The sequence below is a fragment of the Demequina pilifera genome (assembly GCF_048814985.1).
Classification (GTDB): domain Bacteria; phylum Actinomycetota; class Actinomycetes; order Actinomycetales; family Demequinaceae; genus Demequina.
This window is the reverse complement of sequence record NZ_JBMDTW010000008.1, coordinates 5513-30002: the sequence shown is the minus strand read 5'-3', so window position 1 is coordinate 30002 and position 24490 is coordinate 5513. Positions and strand designations below refer to the sequence as shown.

26 protein-coding genes are annotated in these 24490 nt (G+C 67.5%); 16 read left to right on the top strand and 10 right to left on the bottom strand.

Annotated features, from left to right (window positions below; genetic code table 11):
- Positions 1-122 (top strand): integrase core domain-containing protein (locus ACNI14_RS12760; RefSeq protein WP_420518432.1); only part of this gene is annotated, 122 nt, incomplete at its 5' end.
- Positions 123-929: 807 nt separating this feature from the next.
- Here ACNI14_RS12760 and ACNI14_RS12755 read toward each other — a convergent pair.
- The 3 genes from ACNI14_RS12755 to ACNI14_RS12745 all read right to left on the bottom strand — a co-directional run bounded on the left by ACNI14_RS12755 (position 930) and on the right by ACNI14_RS12745 (position 4088).
- The gene (locus tag ACNI14_RS12755; protein ID WP_420520430.1) at positions 930-2288 is read right to left on the bottom strand and encodes an AAA family ATPase; all 1359 of its coding nucleotides are present in this window, start codon (positions 2286-2288) and stop codon (positions 930-932) included.
- A gap of 106 nt (positions 2289-2394) precedes the next feature.
- Complete coding sequence (locus tag ACNI14_RS12750) at positions 2395-3000, bottom strand: response regulator transcription factor (RefSeq protein ID WP_420520429.1); 606 nt, start codon at positions 2998-3000, stop codon at positions 2395-2397.
- Positions 2997-4088 carry a sensor histidine kinase gene (locus tag ACNI14_RS12745; protein WP_420520428.1) on the bottom strand — a complete coding sequence of 364 codons (1092 nt, stop codon included), beginning with the start codon at positions 4086-4088 and terminating at the stop codon, positions 2997-2999. The genes ACNI14_RS12750 and ACNI14_RS12745 overlap by 4 nt, the downstream gene beginning before the upstream one ends.
- 218 nt (positions 4089-4306) lie before the next feature.
- On the opposite strand from ACNI14_RS12745, the gene ACNI14_RS12740 reads away from it, so the two are divergent.
- Positions 4307-4813 carry a hypothetical protein gene (locus tag ACNI14_RS12740; protein ID WP_420520427.1) on the top strand — a complete coding sequence of 169 codons (507 nt, stop codon included), beginning with the start codon at positions 4307-4309 and terminating at the stop codon, positions 4811-4813.
- Positions 4814-5023: 210 nt separating this feature from the next.
- On the opposite strand, the gene ACNI14_RS12735 is transcribed toward ACNI14_RS12740, so the two are convergent.
- Positions 5024-6175 (bottom strand): ThuA domain-containing protein, encoded by a 1152-nt coding sequence (locus ACNI14_RS12735; RefSeq protein ID WP_420520426.1) that lies wholly within the window; start codon positions 6173-6175, stop codon positions 5024-5026.
- Between the two features lie 211 nt (positions 6176-6386).
- On the opposite strand from ACNI14_RS12735, the gene ACNI14_RS12730 reads away from it, so the two are divergent.
- The gene (locus tag ACNI14_RS12730) at positions 6387-7103 is read left to right on the top strand and encodes a hypothetical protein (protein WP_420520425.1); all 717 of its coding nucleotides are present in this window, start codon (positions 6387-6389) and stop codon (positions 7101-7103) included.
- Between the two features lie 79 nt (positions 7104-7182).
- Here ACNI14_RS12730 and ACNI14_RS12725 read toward each other — a convergent pair whose 3' ends face one another.
- Positions 7183-7941, bottom strand: coding sequence for an SDR family NAD(P)-dependent oxidoreductase (locus ACNI14_RS12725; RefSeq protein ID WP_420520424.1), 759 nt, complete (start codon positions 7939-7941; stop codon positions 7183-7185).
- 747 nt (positions 7942-8688) lie between these two features.
- Between ACNI14_RS12725 and ACNI14_RS12720 the strand changes: the two genes are divergently transcribed.
- Together ACNI14_RS12720 and ACNI14_RS12715 are read left to right on the top strand one after the other, a co-directional pair.
- A complete protein-coding gene (locus ACNI14_RS12720; RefSeq protein ID WP_420520423.1) occupies positions 8689-10173 on the top strand; it encodes an HNH endonuclease signature motif containing protein in 1485 nt (494 codons plus the stop codon).
- 160 nt (positions 10174-10333) lie between these two features.
- Positions 10334-10900, top strand: a complete 567-nt coding sequence (locus ACNI14_RS12715; RefSeq protein WP_420520422.1) for an AMIN-like domain-containing (lipo)protein — start codon at positions 10334-10336, stop codon at positions 10898-10900.
- 72 nt (positions 10901-10972) lie between these two features.
- Here the strand turns inward: ACNI14_RS12715 and ACNI14_RS12710 are convergent, their stop codons facing one another.
- A complete protein-coding gene (locus ACNI14_RS12710; RefSeq protein ID WP_420520421.1) occupies positions 10973-11767 on the bottom strand; it encodes a GAF and ANTAR domain-containing protein in 795 nt (264 codons plus the stop codon).
- A gap of 145 nt (positions 11768-11912) precedes the next feature.
- On the opposite strand from ACNI14_RS12710, the gene ACNI14_RS12705 reads away from it, so the two are divergent.
- The 5 genes from ACNI14_RS12705 (at position 11913) to ACNI14_RS12685 (ending at position 15944) form a co-directional block, all read left to right on the top strand.
- Positions 11913-13796: a putative bifunctional diguanylate cyclase/phosphodiesterase gene (locus ACNI14_RS12705; protein WP_420520420.1), complete on the top strand. Its 1884-nt coding sequence runs from the start codon at positions 11913-11915 to the stop codon at positions 13794-13796.
- Positions 13797-13925: 129 nt separating this feature from the next.
- Complete coding sequence (locus tag ACNI14_RS12700; RefSeq protein WP_420520419.1) at positions 13926-14636, top strand: GAF and ANTAR domain-containing protein; 711 nt, start codon at positions 13926-13928, stop codon at positions 14634-14636.
- 2 nt (positions 14637-14638) lie between these two features.
- A complete protein-coding gene (locus ACNI14_RS12695; protein ID WP_420520418.1) occupies positions 14639-15391 on the top strand; it encodes a GAF and ANTAR domain-containing protein in 753 nt (250 codons plus the stop codon).
- An 84-nt stretch (positions 15392-15475) separates the two neighbouring features.
- Positions 15476-15685, top strand: a complete 210-nt coding sequence (locus ACNI14_RS12690) for a hypothetical protein (protein ID WP_420520417.1) — start codon at positions 15476-15478, stop codon at positions 15683-15685.
- A 103-nt stretch (positions 15686-15788) separates the two neighbouring features.
- Entirely contained in the window at positions 15789-15944 is a 156-nt protein-coding gene (locus tag ACNI14_RS12685) for a DUF6131 family protein (protein ID WP_420520416.1), read from the top strand.
- A gap of 197 nt (positions 15945-16141) precedes the next feature.
- Here ACNI14_RS12685 and ACNI14_RS12680 read toward each other — a convergent pair whose 3' ends face one another.
- A complete protein-coding gene (locus ACNI14_RS12680) occupies positions 16142-16516 on the bottom strand; it encodes a cupin domain-containing protein (protein ID WP_420520415.1) in 375 nt (124 codons plus the stop codon).
- A gap of 325 nt (positions 16517-16841) precedes the next feature.
- Here ACNI14_RS12680 and ACNI14_RS12675 point away from each other — a divergent pair, with 325 nt between their 5' ends.
- The 6 genes from ACNI14_RS12675 to ACNI14_RS12650 all read left to right on the top strand — a co-directional run bounded on the left by ACNI14_RS12675 (position 16842) and on the right by ACNI14_RS12650 (position 21614).
- Positions 16842-18050, top strand: coding sequence for an MFS transporter (locus ACNI14_RS12675; protein WP_420520414.1), 1209 nt, complete (start codon positions 16842-16844; stop codon positions 18048-18050).
- Between the two features lie 159 nt (positions 18051-18209).
- On the top strand, positions 18210-18539 hold the full coding sequence (locus ACNI14_RS12670; RefSeq protein WP_420520413.1) for a nuclear transport factor 2 family protein: 330 nt from the start codon (positions 18210-18212) through the stop codon (positions 18537-18539).
- Between the two features lie 90 nt (positions 18540-18629).
- Positions 18630-19412, top strand: a complete 783-nt coding sequence (locus tag ACNI14_RS12665) for a hypothetical protein (protein WP_420520412.1) — start codon at positions 18630-18632, stop codon at positions 19410-19412.
- Between the two features lie 167 nt (positions 19413-19579).
- Positions 19580-21223 (top strand): sodium-dependent transporter, encoded by a 1644-nt coding sequence (locus ACNI14_RS12660; protein WP_420520411.1) that lies wholly within the window; start codon positions 19580-19582, stop codon positions 21221-21223.
- Complete coding sequence (locus ACNI14_RS12655; RefSeq protein ID WP_420520410.1) at positions 21220-21366, top strand: MetS family NSS transporter small subunit; 147 nt, start codon at positions 21220-21222, stop codon at positions 21364-21366. Before ACNI14_RS12660 ends, ACNI14_RS12655 begins: the two co-directional genes overlap by 4 nt.
- The gene (locus ACNI14_RS12650; RefSeq protein WP_420520409.1) at positions 21363-21614 is read left to right on the top strand and encodes a DUF8108 domain-containing protein; all 252 of its coding nucleotides are present in this window, start codon (positions 21363-21365) and stop codon (positions 21612-21614) included. The genes ACNI14_RS12655 and ACNI14_RS12650 overlap by 4 nt, the downstream gene beginning before the upstream one ends.
- A 45-nt stretch (positions 21615-21659) precedes the next feature.
- Here the strand turns inward: ACNI14_RS12650 and ACNI14_RS12645 are convergent, their stop codons facing one another.
- The 3 genes from ACNI14_RS12645 to ACNI14_RS12635 form a co-directional block, all read right to left on the bottom strand.
- A complete protein-coding gene (locus ACNI14_RS12645) occupies positions 21660-22364 on the bottom strand; it encodes a hypothetical protein (RefSeq protein ID WP_420520408.1) in 705 nt (234 codons plus the stop codon).
- Positions 22365-22521: 157 nt separating this feature from the next.
- Entirely contained in the window at positions 22522-23574 is a 1053-nt protein-coding gene (locus ACNI14_RS12640; protein ID WP_420520407.1) for a hemolysin family protein, read from the bottom strand.
- The coding region (locus tag ACNI14_RS12635) for a hemolysin family protein (protein ID WP_420520406.1) at positions 23567-24490 on the bottom strand (924 nt) is incomplete at its 5' end. The genes ACNI14_RS12640 and ACNI14_RS12635, both read right to left, overlap by 8 nt.

Genomic DNA, 24490 nt, shown 5'->3' with positions numbered 1-24490 from the left:
AGAGCCGCCGAGCAGCCCTAGGATCGTGGATGCACTACTACAACCACCACCGCAACCACTCAGCCATCGGCAAGGTCCCACCCATCACCAGGTTCAACAACCTCCCTGGGCACTACAGCTAATCGCGTTCGCACTCGAAGCGTAGCCGGGGCCGTTCGCACTCTCGAGGTCGTGGTCGCAATCATCGAGCTTGCGCGTGCGGTGGCCTCTGCTCAGTGGATCAGACACCATACGGAGTGAATGCACTCAAGAACCCGGCAGTGCGAAACCTGCTGGGCGGAGCCCGAGTCGTTGCATGAGTGGCCGGGGCGGGGGCGCTAGTTGCGGACGGGGTGTTCGGTGCGGCTACCGCGCAGAATTTTGGGGCTAGGCCTCAAGAGCCAACCAATGTGAGGTCGCGCAGGATCTATAGGCTCAGCCGAGTTCGCGAAAAGGGACATTGCAGCCCTCCGTCACCCATTTGAGGACCTCATGTCGGCGGTAAGACGCACTAACCCAAGAGACCGTCTTGAGTTCTGGAACTTCACTTCGAAGGTGCATTAGCAACTCGCGTTGCTTGTCGTCGCGCGAAATGACCGGGGCGCCCGACGCTATCGCGGTTTCAGAGAGGTGGAAGTCTTTCGCTAGTTCGCCAGCTACCTCCTGTGTTGCGTTTTCCACGGCAACGCGGAGGCTGGCGCATCGAACGTCACCTCGTGGGTCGACTCGCCGTTTGGACTTCATCGTCGCGAGGAATCGCGTCGCGATGTGTCCCCTACAGACGTGTTCCCATTCGAGTCGCCACGCAGGCGTCGTGATTAGTACAACACTCTTTTCAGGCGGCTTGCTGGAGATCTCGTTGAGAATCCCAGCGCAGGTAGCGGCATCTAAGGATCGGGCGGTTGTCGAAGCTGTCCGCCCGATACTGGCATCGACAATTACGTAGGATTTCACCTAGAGTCTCGCTCGCTCGCGGCCTCCAGATAATGCCAGTCCGCCGCCGCGGCGACGTCGTCGAAGTCGACAGGCCACTCTCCCACCGACCCGTCGGGGCCGACCTCTGCTGCACTCACTCGGGCGAAGCCGCTCTCAGTGTCGCGTTCAAACCAATTCATCGAGACTGTTCGAGGGTCGATGCCAGTGCGGGCAATCTCTGTTTGAATGCTTCGCAAGAGCAGCGAACTGTGGGTCTCGATAATGACGAGGACGCCCCGCGATGCCGCCTCCATCAGAATTCCGCCGAGCGCGTACTGAGCTCGCGGATGAAGGTGGAGCTCTGGTTGTTCGAGGAGAACATGTTGACCCTTTTTTGCAACGCGAAGCGCGACGAGGACGGGCAACACCTGGCTCACGCCGAAGCCGACATCGGCGAGGCTCACGAGATCCTGCGCTCCACCCCGGCCAGACTGTAGGGTACGTCCTACGCGCAGCGCCAGTCGCACGTCATCAAGTTGGTCCGCGGTGACCTTCCATGTGAGTCCCAGTGTCTGAAGATCTTCCCCTAGCTCCCTTAGGCGAACGTCATGCCCCTCAGACCAGTCGTAGATGATACTGGCGACGTAGTCATCAAATGCGCCTGGGAATCGTGTCGAGACGGCCGTTCTTGGGTACTCGCGTTCTGGATTTCCGCGCAGGCCCGGCACGTGTATCAGGTTCTGCAGCATCCCGGGCCAGTCGAATCCGAGTGGCGGACCCGCGAGCGTGTGTTCAAAAGCATCGTCGCCGCGCTCGCCCAAAGAGATGTGCATTCGGGCCTCCATGAAACATCTGTTTCGGTGCGTGGTCGCCCTCGGAGCCCACAATGGTCCTGCATTCTTGTCATCGCTACCGCCCAAGAATTCCGCAAAGCGCTCTTCGAGATTCTTCTTTGCAGTCCTTGAGAGGCCCGGCCCTAATGCGTAGGTTGCAGAATGGTTTTTCACGACATCACTACGGATCTCAAGTGCACCGTCATCCTTCCCGTAGGTGACGGCGCGCGAGTCGCTTCCGCGAGCGAACGAGACGGCAAACTGAACTCTCGGGCTACCGCCAAGCCGCTTAGAAAAGAGCTGGTCGACCTGGGTGAAGCGCGCGTTCGGCCCATGGAGCAGCAACGGGCCTGGGTCAAACGTGGATTCGAGAGTCTGCTTCATGAGCAACAGAGGCTGCAAGAAGCTCGACTTGCCGGCGCTATTCGCCCCCGCCAGCACGGTCAAAGGCGCAATCTCGATCGTCTGCTCGTCTCCGATCGACTTGAAGCCCGAGACCGCGATCCGCGTGAGCGGGCCGTCCTTTGGAACAGCTGGACCGTCTGCGGCATGTTCTGGCATGTATTGAACGTACTAGTTCGTGCATCTGTGTGTATAGGTTCTACCCGGGCGTGAGGGGTCCAGCCAACACAAAGCCCACCCAAGTTCAAGGTGTCGCGCGCAGACACTAGACCCACCCCTGCTCACGCGCATAGCGCGCGGCATCGTGCCGAGTGGTGGTGTGAGTCTTGCCGATCGCGCTCGAGAGGTAGTTGCGCACAGTGCCCGGCGCGAGGTGAAGGATCTTCGACATGTCGGTGACCGAGTAGCCGTCGCTCGCGACTCTCAGCACATCCTTTTCACGCTCGGTAAGAGGGGAGTCGTCGATCAGGGCCTGAGCAGAGACGCTCGGGTCCACATGACGCCCGCCACCGGCGACGTGGGCGATCGCCTCCGCGATCGTGTCGGGCGCTGAGTGCTTGCCGAGGAAGCCGCGCACTCCCAGCTTCAGGGCACTGCGGAGCATGCCGGGGCGCGCATGCCGCGTGAGCATCAGGATCGACTGGACGGGATGCTCCGCGAGCACTGCACCAGCGACGTCGAGCCCATCGAGTCCCGGCATCTCGAGGTCGAGCACCAGCACATCGGGCAGGTGCGCCTTGAAAGCCGCTAGCGCTTGGTGCCCGTCCGAGGCCTCGGCGACTACCTCGATGTCGCCCTCGAGCGGGAGCAGGGTAGCGAGTGCGGTGCGGATCAGGCCTTCATCGTCGGCGAGCACCACCCGGATCGTCATGCCGCCAGCCGTCCGCACGTGAGGCTGAGCGTGAACGCATCGGCCTCATGCGATACCTCAAGCGCCCCACCAGACTGGGCGACCCGCTCGCGCAGGGCCGCGAGGCCCCGCTCGGGCCGCACCGTGCCGGTGGCGCCGTCGTTGGTGATGTCAAGCGCATCGGCCGTAATCGCGATGCTGACGTTGCGCGCAACCGGGTGCCGCAGGATGTTGGTGGTCCCCTCGCGCAGGACGAGCGCGAAGAGCTCCTCGTCCGCCGCAATGCGAGTGTCTCCGCCCGAGACGTCGACCTCCATGCCGGCCGCGGTCATGAGCGCGGTCGCGTTGACGAGCTCGGACGCGAAGGACAATTGCCGGGTCGAGTTCACCAGCTGCTGCGCCTGATCGATGGTCTCGCCGGTGAGCCGCTCGATCTCGGCCAGCTCGTGCGCCACGCGCTCGGGGTCGGTGTGCTGGAGCCGCGCCGCGACGGCCGCCTTGAGCTTGATGACGTGAAGGGTGTGGCCCTGGATGTCGTGCAGGTCGGCCGCGAACCGCATGCGCTCCTTGACCACCGCGAGCTCGGCCTCCTTGCCGCGCATCTCGTCGAGCTCGGTGAACAGCCGCCACGCGACGTCGTTGAGCCAGAACGTCGCCACGAACAGGGCGGTGTAGAGGAGCGAGGCGGTGAGGTAGCCGATCGTGGAGTCGGGATGGTTCACTTGGCTCAGCAGCGCGGTGGCCCCGACCATCACCAGCAGCCCGAGAGCGCCCAGCCGACGCAAGTCGCCCATCGTGGCGACGGCCACGCCACCGATGGCGGCGACCGGGAGGACCGCTGAGATGTCGACGCCCACCAGGACCGCGACGGCCCAGGTCGCCTCGGCGACGGCCAGAGCGCCTACGAGGACAGCGCGACGAGGAGGGGAGTGCCATGTGCTCGCCACCCACAGGGCGAGGATCAGGCCCGGCACGACCAGCGCGACGTGCCACCACGGCCCGGCCGAGACGATGAGCGTGAAGACGCCGACGAACCCGACGGTGCACACAATCGTCACCGTCGTGATGGTGCGCATGCGGGTGAGCGGCCGCACTTCGGGGACTGTCATGGGCTCTCGCACTCCCTTCGGGGCGGTCGGGTGGCGTGCTCTCGGTACCCATCCTGGCTGGTGACGGGGCCCGGCGATAGTGACGCCGTGTCACCTCGAACTGGTGACCCGGTGACACTTCTGGCGGAACGCGATTTCGGAGACTCTGAGGCCGTCAAGATCCGGGGCGTACTCGACCACGAGACTCCCGGACACTCTTCAACCCGTAAGGATCACTCATGTTGTTTGACGGAATCGGAGACTTCTTCCTCCACATGCTCGAGTTCGTGTCCGAACTCGAATCCTGGCAGCAGATCGGCGCGTTGGTTCTTGTGAGCGCCATCCCCTTCATCGAGTCGTACCTCGGCAGCTTCATCGGCATCCTCGTGCAGATGGAACCCGTTCTCGCTGTCGCGGTCGCGTCGGTGGGCAACGCGATCGCGACCTTCCTGCTGATCGCAGGCGCCAGCCGCGCCCGCACCGCCGTGCTGAATGGGCGCAAGAGCGCCGATGCGGTGGCGCCCACCAAGCGCCGCCAGAAGGTGGCCAAGTACATGGACCGGTTTGGCGTGCCTGGCGTGTCCCTGTTGGGCCCGCTGGCGCTTCCCAGCCAGTTCACCGGACCCACGATGGTCGCGCTGGGTGCCTCGGCACGCAGCGTCTACTTCTGGATGGGGATCTCGATCATCGCGTGGGGCGTGCTGTTCGGGTTCTTCACCGAGTTCGCGATTCGCTATTTCGGTTGATGGCGCCGGACCCCGTCCGTGGGCGCATCGGCTGCCCGGCTGCCCGGCTGCCCGGCTGCCCGGCTGCCAAGGCGACGGTGGGCACTGCGGCGACGAGCGCATCGGCCCGCCTGCCGTGGTCAGGCCCCCCTGACGCACCACAACCCTGCCGCCCGAGTGGGACGGCAGGGTTGTGGTCGTGCGGCCTGGTGTCACCAGGGCCGTGGTTGATCAGTCGATCGCGGCCTGCCATTCCTGCAAGTCGGCGACCTTGCCACGAAGCAAGTCAGCAGTGGCGTCGTCCTTCACGTGAGCCCGAACCTGGGCTGAGACGGCGTTGAGCTTGCCCGCAGCCGCAGTGTGGTCGCCGGCGTCTGCCTTTGCCTGTGCCTTGTCCAGCTGCTTGGTGATGCGGTCCGCAGCCTTGTCGCTGACGCTGCCATCGTCGACCAGGTCATCGATCAGCGTGTTGACCTCGTACCAGGTCACGCAGTTGCCGCCGCCGTCGACCGCGCCAGCGGTCCACTCGATGCCGCCGAGCAGGTGCTCGAGGAACGCCGGCTCGACAAACGAGGCCTCAGTGTGGCCGGCGCCGGTGTACCAGGAGCGGGCACCCTCGAAGTTGTGGCACCAGGACAGGGGGTGGTCCGCACCCATGGAACCGCCGTTGTACGTGGTCTCGTCGAGACTGGTGAGAACGCGCACGGCAGGGCGCGGCGACACGTTGAAGTTGTACCACTCGTCATACCGATCCCAAGTGTCGCCAAGGTGATCGGTCGAGGGGTGCGTCTGGTCCTCAACGATCTGCACCGCATCCTGGTTTCTCGGGTGGCCGACAAAGCGCGCTCCGCCGCCGGTCAGTTCCGAGTACCACGGGATCGTGTGCATCGTGTCGGTCGCCGCGTGGATGCCGGCGTAACCGCCGCCGTCACGGATGTACTCCTGGAACGCCTCGAGTTCCGACTCGTCGAGGAGCGTCCGCAGCGCCGGGTTCATGTTGTTCGTGCCGTCCACGGTGGAGACGAACACGACGGTGGCGTACTGCTCGAGGTCCTCCGCCGAGGTGAACGGCGTGCTCGGCAGGGTGCGCTCCGGCTGGCCGGGCGAGTCACCCCAGAAACTGTTGCCTTCGGTGGGCGGGTCCCACACATCGACGGTGAACCCGTTGGCGTCGCCGAGGGCCATGATCGCTGTCGTGGCCTCGTCGATGCTGGAGTGGCGGAAGCCGAGCGTCTTGCCGACGACGAGCACCTCATAGGGCTCGTCAGCGGCGACCTCGGCAGCGTCATCATCTGCTGCGCCGGCGGGAACGCTGGCGAGTAGTGGAAGGGCGAGCACGCCTCCTAGGGCGGCCGCCAGGGACGTACGTGTCAGACGGTTCATAGGGACTCCTAGACATCGTCAATGGGCGGTCCTCGTTGACCGCCACAATGCGACGGTAGGCACAATTGGCGTGTCCTGCAACTTATATAGTCGCGTCAGTTCCGTGAAGCGGATCACGTACATTTGGGGCGATCACAAGGAGGTGGCGGCCGTGGCGGCTAGCACGAGTGGACCAGAACCAGCAGGCGGATCGACGTCAGGGTCGGCAAGGGTGGCCGCTCCACGCGGGCGGGTCATCGCCTTCGTGGCACTGGTGTCGGTGCTCGTGGGAGCCGTCCTGGGGGCCGCCCTGGTCGGCGTGCTCGGGCGCCAGAGCACGGGCGATGGCGCGGCCCAGGCGTCTGCGACCCCCGAGCCCGGGTCCATCGAGTCCATCGCCGCCGAGCTCGCCGAGGGTCAGCGGCAGGAGTCCGCCGTCCTCGCCGAGGAGCTGGCGGCGGCCGGGGAGGTCGCGCACGACCTGCTCGGGGATGTGCTCGTAGGACTCGCCGCCGTCGTCCCGCCGGACGACGGGTCCGGTGCGATCGACCTGGGTGCCGCGGCACAGGAGGACGGTCCTCTGGCCGAGGCCCACGTCGAGGAGTGGATTGCCGCGCTCGACCAGGCCGAAGACGCGCTGTCGGCCACCGGCCAGGGCACCGACGACCAGGCCGTGACTCGGGCCGCCTTCCTCGGATCGGTGGCGCTCCTGCGCTCGGCTGTGGAGGATGTTGCGGCGGCCCAAACCTCCGAGGCCGGTCGCCAGCAAGACTTGCTGGCGGATGTCGGGCGCGACCGCCTCGAGGCCGTCAGCCTGTGGCAGGCGGGCGGGGCCAGGCTCGACTCGCTTGTGCTTGAGTCGGGCGGCGACCACATCCATCTTTTCCTGGACCCGAGCGGAGACCCAGACTCCGTCCCAGAGGAGTTTCGGAACCACTCAGACGACTGACGGCCGGCGCTTCCCGCTGCCGGACACCGCTGCCGGACACCGAGGACGGGCAGCACGGGGTGCAGGGCCGATGCGGGGGCTAGGTGCGGTCTTGGCGCTCGCGGCGGTGCGGGATGCCTGCGGTGAGGCCGCCGTCCACGACGATCTCGGCGCCCGTCATGTAGGTGGCGTCGACGGATGCCAGGAACGCGACCACTCGTGCGACCTCGTCCGCCTGGCCCGCGCGGCCCAGGGGGATGTCGAGGTCGTCGGGGTTCGCGCGCTTAGTCATCGCGGTGGGCACCATGCCTGGCAGCACGGTGTTGACGCGGACGTTGTGCGGGGCGAGTTCCACCGCCAAGGTGTGGCCGAGGCCTCGCAGCCCGGCCTTCGACGCGGCGTAGGCGTGCAGGCCCTCGCGGCCGCGGATGCCGTCCACGGACGCGATGTTGATGACGGTGCCGCCGCCGTCCCGCCCGAGCGCCGAGGCGGCCGCCTTGCACCCTAGGAACGCTCCCGTGAGATTGACGGAGAGCACCCGCTCCCACTTCTCGAGCGAGGTCTTGCTCAGCGGTGCGGCCATCGCGACGCCGGCGTTGTTGACCAGGACGTCGAGCCGGCCGTGTGCGCGAGTGGTGTCGGCGATCACGCTGCGCCACTGCTTCTCGTCGGTGACGTCGAGTTCTGCCGCGGTGGCGTTTTCGCCGAGCGAGGCGGCCACGGACTGCGCGCGCTTGATGGCCACGTCGGTGACGATGACGGTGTGCCCGGCGTCGTGGAGCCTGCGCGCGATGGCCTCGCCGATCCCGCGGCCCGCTCCGGTGACGAGCGCGACGCTCGAGGCGTGTGAGGGGGCCATGCGTGACTCCTACGTCCGAGTGGGCGGCGTCGCCCGGGTGTGGCCAGGGGTGCGGTGAGGGGTGTGGCTAGGGCTGTGGCGATCGGTGACGGGCGGCGGAGGGAAAACGGAGGGCCGCCACGAGGGCGCCGAAGAGCAGCACCATCGCGAGGCCCCAGAACCAGGCCGCGTACCCTTCGAACACTGGTGTTTGTGAGATTCCCATGAGGCTGGCGGCGAGGAGGCAGGCTACGACGGCCATGCGGTTCTGCGGCTTCCAAGACGGCGTATGACCTGGCACGGGTGCCTCTCTGGAGTGAGCGTCGGTGGCTGGTCCTCAACCGACATTACCGACCTGGCCGGAGCCTCGCACGCGAGAGAGGGCTGGTTCGCTCCGCGCTGCGCGGTGCTACTGAGCGCTCCGGTGGAGGGAGACCGTCAGCGTCGCGAGATCGGTCATGGGGCGGTCCTCGTAGGGGAAGAGTTCCAGCTCGAGCACGTCGTCGGACCAGAACGCGATCAGGCCGGCCTGGTCCCTGCCGGCGCTGACCGCACCGCCCTCGATGACGAGCGGCGTGGACTCGCGCTCGGGCGCCTCGAGCAGGACCGGGCTGACGGCGAACGATGGGCAGGTCCCGCAGCCGTAGCTGACGGCGGCCTGCAGGTCGTCTGGAAGCGCGACGCTGTCGCCCGTGGCGGATCGCGCAGCATTGCGCCTGGTAAATCGTTTGCTGCGGCGATGTCAGAGGCGAGTGCTTGACTGTCGGTATGGCCATCGAGACGGCGGAGATTGAGCGGGTGAGTGCCCTGGTGGGTGAGCTCGCGTCTCGTGATGTCTCGGGTCTGTCGAAGGATGAGCTGCTGGGGCTCAATGGTGCGATTGCGAAGTTGGAGCGCCAGTTGGGGGCGTTGAGTTCTCGATGCGCGGGCGAGATCGCGCGGCGGTCGTCCCCGGATCTGCCTGGCGGGGGTCTGGCCAGGCGTGAGGGTCATGGGAACGCGAAGACGTTGTTGTCGAAGGTCCGTGGGGGCACGCAGTCCGGCGCCCAGAAGTCGATGGAGGCGGGGGAGGCCTTCGTTCCAGTGACGCCGCCGACCGATGGGCCGGTGGGCTTGCTTGATGAGCCAGCGCCGGCGCCGGCTCCGCGACCCAAGTATCCGGCGGTCGCCGCGGCGTCCGTGGCTGGCGAGTTGTCGGTCGATGCCGCCAGCCTCATTGTCGCGGGCCTGAACAAGCTGGCGGGCAGCCTGGATGATGCGGCGTTGGTGGCGTTGGAGGAGCGCCTGGTGTCCAGGGCGGTGTCGATGTCTGCCCATGAGGTGCGCAAGATGGTGACCCGCGCCGTGGCCCGTGCGGATGCTGCCGCCCTGAAAGAGCGTGAGCGCCACAACCATGAAGAGCGGTACCTGTGGTGGAAGCAGGACTCTGACGGCAATGTCGTGTTCCACGGTCAGATGGATGCTGTGACGGCTGCGCCAATCATTGCGGTGCTGGAGCAGATGACGACCAGGGATGTGCGCCGCAAGGGCCGCAAGAAGAGCTCTGATACCCGAACTGTGGGTCAGATGCGGGCTGATGCGTTGTTCGAGCTCGCCCGGCATTGTTTGGGGTGCACGAAGACGGAGAAGTCCGGGGTGCGGACAAGTCTCGTCGTGCGGATGAGCCAGTCGGGTCTGATGAGTGGCCAGGGTCTGGGCAGTATCGATGGGATCGATCAGCCCGTCTCGGTCGGGGAGCTCAGGCGCTTATCGGGCGATGCGGGCATCATTCCGCAGGTCCTCGGGGGCGAGAGCGAGGTGTTGGATCAGGGGGTTGAGGAGCGGCTGTTCACCGATGAGCAACGGATCGCGTTGCTGCATCGGGATGGGGGGTGTGCGAAGTGTCATGCCCCGCCGCAGCATTGCGAGGCCCATCACATCAGGTGGTGGCAGCACGGCGGCCTGACCGACATCGACAACGGGGTGATGTTGTGCACCCGGTGTCATCACGATATTCACAACCAAGGCTGGGAGATCGTGGCGACCAGGTCGTCGGTGTCGTTCATCCCGCCACCGAGCATTGATCCTGGGAGAACTCCGTGCCCAGGCGGATCGGCGGCGCTGGACGTTCAGGTCCCGCCACCACCCGAACTCGACTGGCCACCCATCACCGCCCAGGACGAAGCCATGGTCCGACAATGGGCCGCCGCCGACAGGCAACGCGAGCAGGACGCCGACGAAGACGCTTGGGAACTGGCCGAACTGCGCGTGTGACGTTGAGGGACCCCGCGCATCGGGCAAGCGGGCGTTTTGCGCGTTTCGCCCGCCTCGGATACGAATAGACGTTCACGCACGTGTCGGCGCCGCGACGTCGGCCGTCCAAGACTGGAGCGATACGATGCGACGTTCTCACCTGATCCGACTCGTTGCCTTGGTGGCAGTCGGCTCCGTTCTTGCTGCCGGCTGCTCGGGCGACAGCTCCGGACCGGCCACCGCACCGACGGTCACGCCGACGTCCGAGACACCCCTGGACGAGGACGGCCCGGTCGAGGATGAGCCGGTCTTCGGGGAGGGAGACCAGAGCACCTCCGGCCCCGGAGACGAGGTCGGTCTGAGTCCCACCGGCATGCGTTTTGGTGTGCACGAGGACTTCGACCGGTTGGTCATCGACTTCGAGGGTGAGGGCGAGCCCACCTGGACGGCCGAGTACACCGACACCCCGACGGAGGTCGGCTCGGGCGACACCTTCGACGTGACAGGCGAGAGCGTGCTCGAGGTCACCATCACGGGTGCCGCGCTGCCGACCGAGGAGGAGGCTGTTGATTGGAGCGGAGCCGCAGGCATCATCCCGCAGTCCAGCGGCGTGATTGAGCAGGCGACCCGCGGAGCCCTGTTCGAGGGGAACCAGCAGTTATTCATCGGCGTGAGCTCAGCCGAGGACTTCAGGGTTTTTGCTTTGGAGGACCCGACGCGACTGGTAGTCGACGTCTTCCATCCGTAGGACGACGGTGGCTCGTCACGAGGTGACGTCGTCCTCGCGTGCGGACGCCAGAGGCGTTCCGCCCGGCACGGGTCACTTCAAGTCGGGCGGCCTCACGGACGGCGGCAACTCCCGTGCGTCCACCGTCTGCTGAGCGATCTCTCGGAGCTTGACGTTCGCCTGCTGGCTCGCGCGAACCAGCACCTGGAACGCTCTTCCTTCGTCCATCCCATAGCGCTGTATCAGCACGTCTTGGGCCTGCCCGATGACGAGGCGGCTCGATACGGCCGCGGTCAGTTGCGCCTGCCGGCGGACGGACGCGTAGGCGATCGCGGCATGGGACGCGAACAGGAGGCCGATGTCCTCGGACGCGTCGCCGAAGGCGTTCGCCTCGTAGGAGTACAGGTTCAGCGAGCCGAGGTCGTCGCCCGAGACGAAGAGCTGGAGCGCCAGCATCCCGCGGGCCCCGGCATCGGCCGCGCGCGATGCGAACAGTGGCCACCGCGTCTCCGTCGACATGTCGCGCACCCGGATGGTCTCCTGGTGATACGCGGCATCCATGCACGGGCCCTCGCCAGTGTCCTCGTGCAGCGCGTCGACGACACGGGGCAGCGTGCCCGTGGCCCCCTCGGACCACACTGTGCGGCGTCCGATCACGAGGCTGATGGACCCCTCGTCCGCTCCGGGGATCATTGCTACGGCGGTCCTCACGATCTCGTCCAACGTCGCCGTGGGGGTCTGGAGTTCGTCCAACTGGCGCGCGACCCGACTGAGCCTCGCCGCCAACTGGTACTCGCCGCTATGCGACCCGGAATGCTGAGCCGACGCCTCGCCACGCGGGCCGCGAGCGGCGGGGTCTGCCGCGTCGTCCTGCGATTCTTCCGTCACGTGATCCGCTCCTCTCGCCGTCCGTGCTCAGGGACCACCGCCTGGCGCCACGGGACCGAGAAACTGAGGGCGTTAGACTGAGACTGACGCGCTCGCCTTTGAGACTACAGGGGCAGTTCTCAGTACGAAGTGGTACGGAGCACCCATGTCTCACCCCGCCCGCCCGGTGGACCCTCGGGTCAACGGACAAAGGTTGGTCGCAGCCGCGGCTGACCTGTCCCACATGGCCGCCGGGGAGTTCACTGGTGACGCGATGCTGAGAGCGCTGGCGCAGGTCGCGACGGAATCCATGGACGTGGACGGCGCAGGAGTCCTGCGACGCGCCCACGATCGCAACGTCTTTGCGTACTCCCACGGCGCCTATGCCATGGGCGTGCGGTCCATGGAGCAGTTGCAGGAGGGTCTGCAGGCCGGGCCCGGAGCCGATGCGATCGCGTCGGGGTCGGTGATCGCCTCCGAGGATCTGGGGACCGACGAACGCTGGGTGGACCTTCAGCGGTCGGCCAGGCAACTGAAGATCCGTTCCGTGCTCGCCGTTCCGCTCATCAGCCGGGGACAGGCGTGGGGCGTGCTGGACCTGTACTGCCAACAGGCCCGTACCTGGAGCGCTGAGGATGTCCAGGCCGCCCGAGCACTTGCCGACGTTGCCGTCTCGTATCTGGTGATGGCCAGCGATCGCGATCTCGCCCGGTCCGCGCACAAGGCCTTGTCGTACCGGGCCATGCACGACGACCTGACCGGGCTTCCCAACCGAACGCTGCTGTTGGACCGCATGGAGCAGGCGCTCGGGGCCGCGGACCGCAGCGGAGCCGGGGTGGCCGCGGTATTCCTGGATCTCGACCTGTTCAAGGACGTCAACGACACGTTCGGGCACTTCACCGCCGACACGGTGCTGGTCGAGATTGCGCGCCGGCTCTCCGCGACCCTGCGCGCTGGGGACACGTTGGCCCGGTTCGCCGGCGACGAGTTCGTCATCGTGTGCAGCGGGCTGTCCCACGAGAGTCATGACGAGCTCGGCAGGCGGGTCGACGCGCTGACGACCAGGCTCCAGCGCACCATGCAGGCGCCGATCCGGGTCGGAGACGTCGAGGTCGTGGTCTCGGCCAGCATCGGCGCCGCCATCGCCACTGCATCGACCACCGCACAGGAACTCATCGCGAACGCCGACTTCGCCATGTACAGCGCGAAGAAGAGCGGTCCCGGTCGGGTGATGGTCCGCGACCGTTTCCCGGAAGGGGAGATCGCCGACGTCCACCACCTCGAGCATCGCCTCATCGGCGCGCTCGAACGCGGGGAGCTGCGAGTGCACTATCAGCCGATCGTCTCCGCAGACACCCAGCGAGTTGCGGCCGCCGAGGCGCTGCTGCGCTGGGACCAGCCGGGCCACGGCATGGTCCCCGCTGACGTGTTCATCGACATCGCGGTGAGAAAGGGCCTGATCGTGGAGATCGGCCGATGGGTCATCGCGCAGGCCTGTCAGGATCTGGCCGCTTGGAGCCGTGACCTGGCGGAGGACGCTCCCGACACCGTCTACATCAATCTGAGTGCGCGCGAGCTCGCGGACGACGCCCTGCTCCACACCATCGACCGCGCCCTCGCGGACACCGGGCTGTCTCCCTGCCAGGTGGGTTTCGAGATCGTCGAGGACGACCTGGCCGATCTGGCTGCCATCAACCGGCTCGCGGACCTCCAACGCCGTGGCCACCCCCTGTCCATCGACGACTTCGGCACCGGCTACTCGTCGTTGGCGCGCCTATTGGACCTGCCCGCGACCATGGCCAAGCTCGACCGGTCGATCGTCCAGGGAATCCCCGCAGATGAGCGCAGGCTCCGCTTCATCGAAGGGGTGCTGCGGGTCGCTGGCACCCTGGACCTGAAGGTCATCGCCGAGGGGGTCGAGACCTCGGAGCAGGCGGAGCACCTGGCGCGGGTCGGCTGCCCGCTGCTGCAGGGCTACTACTTCGCGCGGCCCCAGTCCGCCAGCGACCTCACGGCGCTCTGGGCTCCCAAGCCCGCTCCAGTGCTATGAGGGGGTCCGACGTGGTCGCTCGCCTCGCCCAGCTGCATGGCGGGTATGGTCAGGGTGTGACGCCACCCCAGACCGGACTCGCTCCCTCACGGCGTCCCCCCATGGCTCGACCGACGGTCTGAGGTCCCCATGTCTCACGTCGCGGATCCCGCCGATGATCGCCCCTTGCCGACCTCCGGCTCTCTGTGCGCGCCGTTCGTCACCGACCTTGGAGTGTCAGGTGCCTCCATCTCGGTGGTGAGCTACGGCGGCCTGCAGTCGACGGTGTGTTCGAGCGACGCCACGGTGGCGCGCGCCGAGGCACTCCAGTTCGAACTGGGGGAGGGGCCGCACTGGGACGCACTGGCCTCCCGCGCACCCGTGTTCGCCACGGATCTCAACGCACCGACCGAGTCGCGTTGGCCACTGCTGAGTGATGGCGTCCGTGGCCTGGGAATCGCGTCGATCTTCGCCTTCCCGATGGTCATGGGCGCGGCCCTCGTGGGAGTGGTCGATCTGTACTCGACGAAGGCGCGGAGCGTGGACCAGGAGTTCATCGCGAAGGCATCTCTCGCCGCGGGCCGCGTCGCGATGGGGGCCGTGCAGCAGGCGCTGCGCTCGGCCACCGACCCCAGGTCGGCGGAGTCGCCCATGGCGCCCGCGCTCCGGCGTGAGGTCCACCAGGCGACCGGGATGATCATCGCGCAGCTCGACATCTCCGCCACCGATGCGTTCTCTCGCCTCCAGGGACACTCGTTCGCCACCGGTCGGCCCATCGCCGAGGTCGCCCACGAGGTCGTGCGTGGCGGGCTCGCCTTTGACAACTTGCCTGACGATGACACCACCCAAGAAGGAGAATGACCATGGACGGGGAACTACGCGAGACGCGCATCAGCGCCGCCTTCGTCGCGGTAGCAGACACGCTCACCACCGACTTCGACGCTGTCGATCTGCTCCACACGCTCGTCAACGATTGTGTGGAGATTCTCGACATGAAGGCAGGCGGGCTGCTGCTCGCCGACGGCTCGGGTGAACTCCAGCTCATGACCTCCACGAGCGAGGCCGCCGAGTTCGTCGAGGTCATGCAGCTCGCCGCCGATTCGGGCCCGTGCATCGAGTGCTACACGCGGGGAGTCGCGGTCTCGGTGAGCGACATCGATGACGAAGAGTCCAAGTGGCCCGAGTTCCGGAGAGTCGCGTTGGCGCAGGGCATCCACTCTGCGCTGGCGACCCCCATGAAGCTGCGGGGACGAGTCATCGGCACCATGAACCTCTTCGCCGAGCGCACGGGGCACGTCAGCGCGCGTGATGCCGCGGTCGCCCAGGCGCTGGCCGACGTCGCCACCATCGGCCTGCTCCAGGAACGCGTCATCCGCGAGAGTCAGCTCATCGAGGAGCAGCTCCACCGCGCCTTGGACAGTCGCGTCATGATCGAGCAGGCGAAGGGCGTGATCGCCAGCTCGCTGTCGGTTTCGATGGACGAGGCCTTCGCGCTCATCAGGAAGTACTCGCGGGACCGGAACGTCACGATCCGTGCGGTGGCCGAGGGGATCAGCGGCCGTGAGATCCGCGCTCAGGACATCGCCTCAGCGGCCGGACAAACCGCGTCCAAGTAGGCATGATGACACCGTGCTACGGTGTGATCAGTTGCTCCAGACCTCGGCGACCGACCATCTTGACGTATGGAACCGAGGAGCATCATGAGCGAAATGCCTGCCGAAGAGCTTCCCCTCAGGACAGCCGGCCACGAACGTGCCATCACCTACGGTCAGCTGGAGTCCCGCCTGATGCGGCTCGAGCGACTTGAGAGCGGCGCACCGGACGTGACATCCGGGCCACCGAACGCCCCTCTCGACTCGTCCGCCTCACAGGCCAGGACCTCGGTGGTCTTCTCCGACGAGCGCCGCTGAGCGCTTCGCCGCATCGCACGGGCCGTCGCGTAGTTCCCACCTCGCTGACGACCACACCCTGACCGCACCGGCCCCGCTGGTGCCAACTCAGATTGGAACCACCATGATCATTCTTGGACTCATTCTCTTCGTGATCGGGCTCCTCGCCTCGATCTCCATCCTGCAGACCATCGGCATCATCATTCTGGTGATCGGCATCATCCTCGCCATCCTCGGTGCCCTCGGCAAGAGCGTGGGCGGACGCCGCCACTACTTCTAGACACGCGGGGCGCCGCAGCGTAGACGACACCCGTCACGTCTGAGCCGTCTGCAGCGCGCAAAGTCATCAAGGCGCCTCGTGGCTTGGGGAAGACCCCGAGCCGCGAGGCGCCTTTGCGCACTGCACGGTCGGTGGGTCAGTTGGTCAGTCGGTCAGCCAAGCACGAGATCACCCGGCGGTCATCGGCGCCTGACGGTTCAGCCGGCGTCTGCCTCGGCCTTGGTGGACTGCTCGGTTCCCGCGTCGTGCTCGGGTGGGCTGTACGTGGTGAAAAGTTTGAGCATTCCAGAACCGGTGTTGCGAAAATTGTGAAAGGTGCCTGACGGCACAATGCTCACGTCGCCTGCGGCAACCGCGGCTTCCACATCACCGATCTTTGCGACCCCGGTGCCTTCCACGAAGTAGAGCAGTTGGTCGTGGCCCTCGTGCACCTCGCCGCCGATCTCCCCGCCTTCGGGAATCGCCATCAACACGAGCTGAGCGTTCTCGCCCGTCCAGAGCACACGTCGAAACTGATCGTTGTCCCGCGCAAGCGCGACCACCGGAACCGTCAACTCCTGCACTTCAGACACTTGAGCACCTCCACGATAGATAGCGAGCACGTAGAGGGCGCGTCGCGCCCCGTGCGTGAGCCGCTCGAAATTTGAGTCTAGATCCCGCACTTCCCATCAGCAAGGGGAACGAGGACGGCCGCTTCGAGGCCTCCACGTTTTGGTGTTGCCCGGTGCGGTCTTCTAGTGTGAGCGTTAAACCTCCTCGCCTCGAAAGGACGGCCGTGCAGCCACGCACCACCGGAATCACCCGACCCACTGTTGCGTGGTGGGGGACGTTCGTCGAGACCGTTCCTGCCGTCTCCCGCGGCGCTCGCACCGAGGCCGGAGCCCACACGTGAAGACCATGAGCCCTGTCCGCGCGCGGATGGCCCTGCTGGCCCTCGCCCTCGGCGGCTTCTCCATCGGATCCACGGAGTTCGTGGCCATGGGGCTCCTGCCCGAGATCGCTCGCGATCTGCTCCCGGACCTGTCCGTGAGCAATCCCGAGGAGTCGATCGGTCGCGCCGGTTGGCTCATCACCGCCTATGCGCTCGGCGTGGTCGTCGGAGCGCCCACGATTGCCGCGGCGTCGGCGAGGTTTCCCCGCAAGGCCGTGCTCGTGGGGCTGGGCGTGGCGTTCACGCTCGGGACCGTCGCATCCGCGCTCGCTCCCACGTTTGAGCTGGTGGTGGCCGCCCGGTTCGCGGCAGGACTGCCTCACGGCGCGTACTTTGGCGTCGCGGCCCTGGTCGCTGCGGAGATCCTGGGGCCCAAGAAGCGCGGCCAGGCCGTCGCGTATGTCCTCGTGGGTCTGACCATCGCGAGCGTGATCGGCGTGCCCCTCATCACATATCTGGGCCAGCAGTCCAGTTGGCGCATCGCGTATTTGGCGGTGGCAGGGCTCTTCGCGCTGACCACGATCGCGCTGATGGCCGTCATCCCCGTCTCGGCGGCCAACCCGAACGCGACCATCCGGCGCGAGCTGGGAGCGTTCCGCCGACCCGCGGTGTGGGCCGCGCTGCTCACCGCGTCCCTGGGCTTCGGCGGGTTCTTCGCGGTCTACAGCTACGTGTCGCCGCTGGCGACGGAGGTCACCGGGACGTCCTCGTCCTTCGTGCCCATCGTGCTGGCGGTGCTCGGGCTCGGGACCACCATCGGGATTCTCGGCGGTGGCCGGCTCGCGGACCAGATGGGCGCCGTGCGCGCGATCTTCTGGCTGTTCGGAGGTCTCGCGCTGTCCCTCGTCGTGCTGGGCCTGACCGCGGAGTCGGTGGTGGGCCTGCTCGTCGGCGTGTTCCTCGTGGGCGCCGCCGCTCAAGGCCTTGCTCCCGCGATCCAGACCCGGCTCATGGATGTGGCCGAGGACAGTCAGACCCTCGCGGCGGCCGTCAACCACTCGGCCCTCAACATCGGCAACAGCCTGGGCGCGCTGCTCGGTGGCACGGTGATCGCCGCGGGATTCGGGTACCTCGCGCCCACGTGGCTGGGCCTCATCCTGGTCGTGCCAGGGACGCTGTTCGCCCTGCTGGGCTGGTGGATCACGCGGCGCGCGGCGGTGCCGGTCGCCGCCTAGCAACCCGCCTAGCAACCCGCCGAGGCGAGGGGCTCGCGGCCCCCGCCCGCGCATCGGCCGGATGCGGCGCTCCGGTGGCGCGGAACCCGATGCTGAGCGAGAATCGAAGCGTTGCGAGGGTTCCGGACCAGCTGAGGGGCTGAGTGCAAGGAGCGCGTCATGACGGAGCTGCACCCACCGGAGCCCGTCGCGTCGTTCATCGACGCCGTCAACCGCCACGACGAGTGTGCGGTCCTCGACGCCTTTGCGCCCGGCGGCTACGTGGACGACTGGGGGCGCATGTACTGCGGCCGCGACCAGATCAAGGCGTGGAGCGACAGCGAGTTCGTCGGAACGACCGGCACCCTCAGACTGCGAGAGGTGGACGTCGAGGGCGACGTGATCATGGTGGTGGTGGATTGGACCGCGGCTGGGGCGGAGGAACTGTCACGGTTCGAGTTCGTGCCCGAGGGGCGCTGGATCGCGTCGATGACCATCCGCGAGGGCTGACAGCCGTCGGCTAGGGTCGAGTGGAAGCAGTACGCAGGTCCGGCAGCATCCCGCACTCGACTCTGAACTCGATCCGGACGGAGCCTCCCGATGAGAATCTCAGCCAAGTCTGTCGGCGCGCTCGCATTGAGCGCGTCCCTGTTCACTGGTGTGGGCGGGTGCGACGAGCTGCCCGAGATCGACGGTCCGAGCCTGCCGGAGATCAGCATCCCGCCCCTCCCGAGCGAGTTGCCGAGCGAGTTCCCCAGCGAACTGCCGAACCCGTTCCCGAGCGAGAGCGGGGCCGTCGATCCGGAGCCGGAGGCGTCCGAGCCGGCGCCCGCCCCCGACAAGACGTCGGAGGGAGCGCCAACCGAGCCGTCGCCCGAATCCGAGCCGTCCGAGAGCGCGACCGTCGACGCTGCCGAGGAGCCCGCGGAGGAGCCCGAGACCGTGTGGTGGCCATGGATTCTCGCGGCCGTGGCCGCGCTGGTGCTGCTGGCCGTGTGGTGGCGGTGGTTCGCAAAGCGGCGCGCGTGGGACAAGGGCCTGGAGGAGGCCCGGTCCGAGCTCGCGTGGTTCGAGGGGTCGCTGATCCCCCAGATCCTGTCCAAGCCCAGCGCCGCCGAGGCGACCGCGCTGTGGCAGGCCGCCCGTCCCCGTGTGCTGGACCTCGACCGCGATCTTCACGATCTCGAGGAGACCGCTCCGAACGAGGAGCGCGGGCTGTCCGCCGCCCAGGGACTCGACGCGCTGCGCGGGCTGACCGATGCGGTCGACACCGAGGCGTCGACCGATGCCGCGACCGATTCCGATGCGCTGCGCGCGCGCCGGGCCGCGGTGGAGGCTGCGCGCACTCGAGCGCAAGGGTGGATCTCCGCCGGGAAGAGGTAGGCGCGGCCCGGCCGCGACGCATCGCCCCCGTCAGGCCGGCCGACCTGAGCGGATGTCCGTGACGGCGATGCGGCGATCGGCGTATCGGTCCTGCTTGACGTATGTTGGTGCCAGTTCGGACCCCTCTGGCCCGCCCCCGGAGGGCCAGCACCAGAACCGAGGTGAATGTGCCCACTGACTCCACCCCCGCATCGGCCGAATCGAAGGCCGGTCGTGGCAAGCGCGAAGTCTGGTCAGGCCAGACCGCGTTCATCCTGGCGGCGATCGGATCAGCCGTGGGGCTGGGCAACATCTGGCGGTTCCCCGGCGAGGCGTACGACAACGGCGGGGGAGCCTTCATGATCCCCTACCTGGTCGCCCTCATCACCGCTGGCATCCCGATCCTGTTCCTCGAGAACGCCATCGGCCACCGATTCCGGGGCTCGGCGCCCCTGGCCTTCCGGCGCATCTCCCGGCGCGCCGAGGGCGTGGGGTGGTGGCACGTCGCCATCTGCTTCGTCATCGGGCTGTACTACACGGTCATCATCGCGTGGGCGCTCAGCTACTTCTTCTTCAGCTTCGACCTGGCCTGGGCCGGCGACCCCGCCGCGTTCTTCAACGACGAGTTCCTGCAACTGGGCGACGTGGGCGTGGGGCTGGACTTCGTCCCCGGCGTGCTGATCCCGCTGGCCGCGATCTGGGCCGTCGCGATCCTGGTGCTCGCGCTCGGCATCGCGCACGGAGTCGAGAAGCTCAACGTGATCGGCATCCCGCTGCTGGTCGTGACCTTCGGCATCCTGGTGGTGCGGGCGCTCATGCTGGACGGAGCGGCCGAAGGGGTCGAGGCGCTGTTCACACCCGACTTCTCGGCGCTGACCAGCCCCGACGTGTGGATCGCCGCCTACGGGCAGGTGTTCTTCTCGCTCTCGCTCGCATACGGCGTGATGTTGACGTACGCCTCGTACCGGTCGCGGCGGTCGAACCTCACCGGCCCGGCACTGGTGGTGGCATTCGGCAACAGCTCGTTCTCGCTGCTCGCTGGCCTGGGCGTGTTCGCGACCCTCGGCTTCCTCGCGGCTCGCGAAGGAGTGGCGGTGGCGGACCTCGAGGGGATCGCCGGCGTACAGCTGTCGTTCGTGACCTTCCCCGCCGTGATCGCGCAGATGCCCGGTGGGCAGTGGTTCGGCGCGCTGTTCTTCGCGTCGTTGGTGATCGCGGGCCTGACGTCGCTGATCTCCGTGCTCCAGTCCGTGAGCTCCGCCCTGCAGGACAAGTTCGCGTGGTCGCCGCGCCGCGGAGCACTGACGGTGGGACTCACCTCCGCGACCCTGTCGATGCTGCTGTTCGGCACCACGACGGCGCTGTACGTGCTCGACGTGGTGGACCAGTGGGCCAACCAGGTGGGCATCGTGGTGGGCGCCGTCGCGATGATCGCGGTGACCCTGTGGTTCGGGCGTCGCGGGCGAGAGCTGGCGCGGCACCTCAGCGTGCTGTCGAGCATGAAGGTGGGCCTCGGCTGGCTCGTCATCGTCAACGCCGTGGCCATGCTGCTGCTCTACATTCTGGTCGACACCACCGTGAGCCTCGCGACCGAGGGCTACGACGGCTACCCCGGATGGTTCCTGATCATCTTCGGATGGGGCGCCGTCGCGGTGCTGCTGGTGACGGCTGTCGTGATGCCGTTGGTGAGGTGGCGGCGCGCGGACGACGACTTCGTGCCCTGGCCCAGCCCCGAGGAGCTGAAGGCGCCGTTCCGCGCCGGCGCTTCGGGCGCATCGGCCGGTGGCGCATCGGCCGGACCGGGCGCCACCAAGGACGGGGGAGAGCGATGAGCGCCGATGCGTGGGCCCTGCTGGCCGTCTCCGCGATCGTGATCTGGGGCGGTCTCGCCGCCTCGGTAGTGTGGCTGGGGCGGCATCGCGACACCCCGATGCCCTTCGACGACAGTGCGTTCGAGGACGAGGAGGCATCGTGAAGAACCCCACCATGGATAAAGAGGTCGCCGGCTACGTCCGTCGCGGCTACGGCATCGAGTCCCGCACGCGGTCACAGGTGGTGCTCGCGCGCACCCGTCGCGTGGGCTGGTTCTGGAACTCGATACTGGTGCTGCTGACGGGCGGACTATGGCTGATCTACGTGATCTACCGCCTGGCCAATCGCAAGGTCGACCGGATCGTCCTCACCTCCGCGGGCCGCGGCGCGGTCAAGCGCACCAAGGGCTGAGCAGCCACCGGGCGCCCCCCCTCTGCGCGCCCGGTGACTGAGGCCTCAGCCGCAGGTGACCTCGAAGTCGAGCTGGCCACCATCCGGGTTCACGTCGGCCGCGGACGTGCCGTCCTCGGGGCCGAGGTGCAGTGAGCCGGAGGCCCCCGCCTCGCTCGACGTGACTCCGGTGACCTCGTCATAGCTGGCGTCGTAGCCCTCGCCCTCACCCACGGTCGCGCCGCCGGAGAAGTACAGGCTGACGTCGCTCGGCTGCGAGAGGTCGGGTTCGTCCGCCGTCGGGTCGTACTCGATCACGACCCCGAGCGTGGGGGCGTCCGTGCCGTTGGCGAGCATGGTGTACCTCGCCACCAGCGGCTCATCGCGGCACGTCACGTTGTCGAGTTGGTAGGTCTCGCCGTCCCACTGCACCGTCGCGGAACTGGGGCCGCCTCCCGCATCGGCATCGCCGCCGTCGCCGTTCGCGTCTGCGTCGACGTCGGACGCCGGGTCCGCGCCGCCCTCCGTGCTGGGCGCCGCCTCGGTGGCCGTCGCTGCGGGAGAGGAGCCTGATTCGCCGGGCGCGTCCTCGTCCTCGCCGGAGTCGCTCGAGCACGCGGCGAGAAGGCCCGCGCACGCCGCCGCGGCCGCGACCATCCGGAGTCGGCGCGACCACAGCAGCCCCGCACCGTCCTCATGGATGCCGCCGTGCCTACGGCCAGTTTCGCTGCCATCGCTCGCGCGCTGGCCCGCGCCCATCGATCCATCCACTGTGTCGCCCCTTCTCGATTCCCGCGCTCTCACGGTTGTGGGTGAGGCTACTGAGCAGGGCGGTCGGCGCTCAATGGGCAAGAGTTGGCTAACGGGTCAGCCCGGTGAGCGCGGGGATGAGTGAAGGGGACGAGTGAAAGTCCCCGGTGGCCGCTCCCTAGGCCTCGGCGACCACCACCTGGCCGGCGTCCACGACCTCGCCGACGAGCCGCTCGATGACGTCCTCGAGCATGGCGGCGCCGATCACCCGGTCCTCTTCGTCCTTGACCAGGGCGATGTGGGTGCCGCGCGCCTGCATGGCGGTCAGCGCCTCCTCGAGCGAGGTGTCCGCACCGATGAAGGTGAGCGGCCGCACCGCATCGGTCGGTATGGGCTTGGTGCCGTGCCCGCGCGGAACGTCCACGAAGTCCTTGAGGTGCAGGTAGCCCACGAAGTCGTCGTCCTCGTTCACCAGCGGGAAGCGCGAGAAGCCCGTCTTGACGCATTCCTTCTGCGCGCGCTGCGGAGTGACGTCCACCGGCAGCGTCACGAGCTCGTCGAGCGGCGTCAGCACGCCCTGGATCGACTCGAACGACAGCGAGATCGATCCCGTCATCACTCGGTGCGATTCCTCGTCCAGCAGCCCCTCCTGACGAGACTGCGCCACGAATGCCGCCACCTGGTCCGCGTTGAACGCGGAGGCGATCTCCTCGGTGGGCTTCACCTTCAGCGCCCTCAGCACCATGTTGGACACCGCGTTCAGCGTCCAGATCAGCGGCTTCAGGATCGTGACGATCAGGTACAGCGGTGGGCCGAGCAGGATCGCGGAGCGCTCCGGCCCGGCGATCGCGATGTTCTTGGGCACCATCTCGCCCAGCACCATGTGCAGCGACACGACGATGGCGAGCGCGATCGTGAAGGCGATGCCGTGCAGCCAGGGGCCGGTCACGCCGATGGCCGCGAGGGGCACCTCGAGCTGGTGCGCGACTGCAGGCTCGCCGATGGCGCCGAGGCCCAGTGAGCACATGGTGATGCCCAGCTGAGCGCCAGCCATCATCAGCGACACCTTCTCCATCGCCCTCACAGTGATGCGGGCGGGGTAGGAGCCCTCGGCGGCGCGAGGCTCGATCTGCGTGCGCCTGGCCGAGATCAGGGCGAATTCGGCGCCCACGAAGAACGCGTTGCCCGCCAGCAGCGCGATCGCGACGATGATTGCGACGCCGTCAGACATCTGCGTCCTCCGTTGCGGTCTCTGAGTCGGATGAGGACTCCCCATCCGAGCCGGAACGAGAGCGCCTGCGGCGCGAGCCGCGGCGAGAGCCCTCGTTGCTGTCCTCGTCCTCGTCGTCGTCCTCGTCCTCATCGGGCGGCGGGAACGCCTCCACGATGAGCCGGTCCACGCGGTGGCCGTCGAGACGCGTCACCGTCATGCGCACCAGCACCGGAGTGGGAATGTCGTCCTCGTCGCGGTTGTCCTCGTCGCGCGCCTCGACCTCGACCTCGTCGCCCACTCGCGCGAACCGCTCGAGGTGCTCCGTGATGAGCCCGCCCAGCGTGTCGGACTCGCGCGCATCGGGCATGTCGAGGTGCATGATGTCGCCCGCCTCGTCCGGACGCAGCAGGCCGGACAGCGACCAGCGCCGCTCGCCGATGCGGCGAAAACGGGCGACGGGACGGTCCTGCTCGTCCTCGATCTCGCCCACGATCTCCTCGACCAGGTCCTCGAGCGTCACCATGCCGTCCGTGCCGCCGTACTCGTCGACTACGAGCGCCACCTGGGAGCCCTTGCGCAGCGCGTCGAGCACCGAGCTCAGCGGCATCGTGGAGGGCACCGACTCGACCGGCAGGCAGATGTCGCGCATGGTGGTCAGCTTGCGCTGCCGCACCGGGATGGCCAGGCCGGCCTTGAAGTGCGCGACGCCGATGATGTCGTCCACGCTCTCTCCAATGACCGGGAACCGGGCGTGACCGGTGCGGGCCGCGACCCTCAGCAGCTCGACCACCGTGTCGTCGGCATCCAGGAACTGCACGCGCGTCCGCGGCGTCATCGCGTCCGATGCGGTGGTGTCCTTCATCTCCGAGGCGCGGGCGAGGCGGCGCGCCACGCGCGGCTCGAGCGTGCCTTGCGCGGCGGAGCGCTCCGCCAA

Coding starts and splice junctions, on each gene's coding strand:
- ACNI14_RS12755 (WP_420520430.1), bottom strand. CDS start 2,288: ATGCCAGAACATGCCGCAGACGGTCCAGCTGTTCCAAAGGACGGCCCG.
- ACNI14_RS12750 (WP_420520429.1), bottom strand. CDS start 3,000: ATGACGATCCGGGTGGTGCTCGCCGACGATGAAGGCCTGATCCGCACC.
- ACNI14_RS12745 (WP_420520428.1), bottom strand. CDS start 4,088: ATGACAGTCCCCGAAGTGCGGCCGCTCACCCGCATGCGCACCATCACG.
- ACNI14_RS12740 (WP_420520427.1), top strand. CDS start 4,307: ATGTTGTTTGACGGAATCGGAGACTTCTTCCTCCACATGCTCGAGTTC.
- ACNI14_RS12735 (WP_420520426.1), bottom strand. CDS start 6,175: ATGAACCGTCTGACACGTACGTCCCTGGCGGCCGCCCTAGGAGGCGTG.
- ACNI14_RS12725 (WP_420520424.1), bottom strand. CDS start 7,941: ATGGCCCCCTCACACGCCTCGAGCGTCGCGCTCGTCACCGGAGCGGGC.
- ACNI14_RS12720 (WP_420520423.1), top strand. CDS start 8,689: ATGGCCATCGAGACGGCGGAGATTGAGCGGGTGAGTGCCCTGGTGGGT.
- ACNI14_RS12705 (WP_420520420.1), top strand. CDS start 11,913: ATGTCTCACCCCGCCCGCCCGGTGGACCCTCGGGTCAACGGACAAAGG.
- ACNI14_RS12700 (WP_420520419.1), top strand. CDS start 13,926: ATGTCTCACGTCGCGGATCCCGCCGATGATCGCCCCTTGCCGACCTCC.
- ACNI14_RS12695 (WP_420520418.1), top strand. CDS start 14,639: ATGGACGGGGAACTACGCGAGACGCGCATCAGCGCCGCCTTCGTCGCG.
- ACNI14_RS12690 (WP_420520417.1), top strand. CDS start 15,476: ATGAGCGAAATGCCTGCCGAAGAGCTTCCCCTCAGGACAGCCGGCCAC.
- ACNI14_RS12685 (WP_420520416.1), top strand. CDS start 15,789: ATGATCATTCTTGGACTCATTCTCTTCGTGATCGGGCTCCTCGCCTCG.
- ACNI14_RS12675 (WP_420520414.1), top strand. CDS start 16,842: ATGAGCCCTGTCCGCGCGCGGATGGCCCTGCTGGCCCTCGCCCTCGGC.
- ACNI14_RS12670 (WP_420520413.1), top strand. CDS start 18,210: ATGACGGAGCTGCACCCACCGGAGCCCGTCGCGTCGTTCATCGACGCC.
- ACNI14_RS12665 (WP_420520412.1), top strand. CDS start 18,630: ATGAGAATCTCAGCCAAGTCTGTCGGCGCGCTCGCATTGAGCGCGTCC.
- ACNI14_RS12655 (WP_420520410.1), top strand. CDS start 21,220: ATGAGCGCCGATGCGTGGGCCCTGCTGGCCGTCTCCGCGATCGTGATC.
- ACNI14_RS12640 (WP_420520407.1), bottom strand. CDS start 23,574: ATGTCTGACGGCGTCGCAATCATCGTCGCGATCGCGCTGCTGGCGGGC.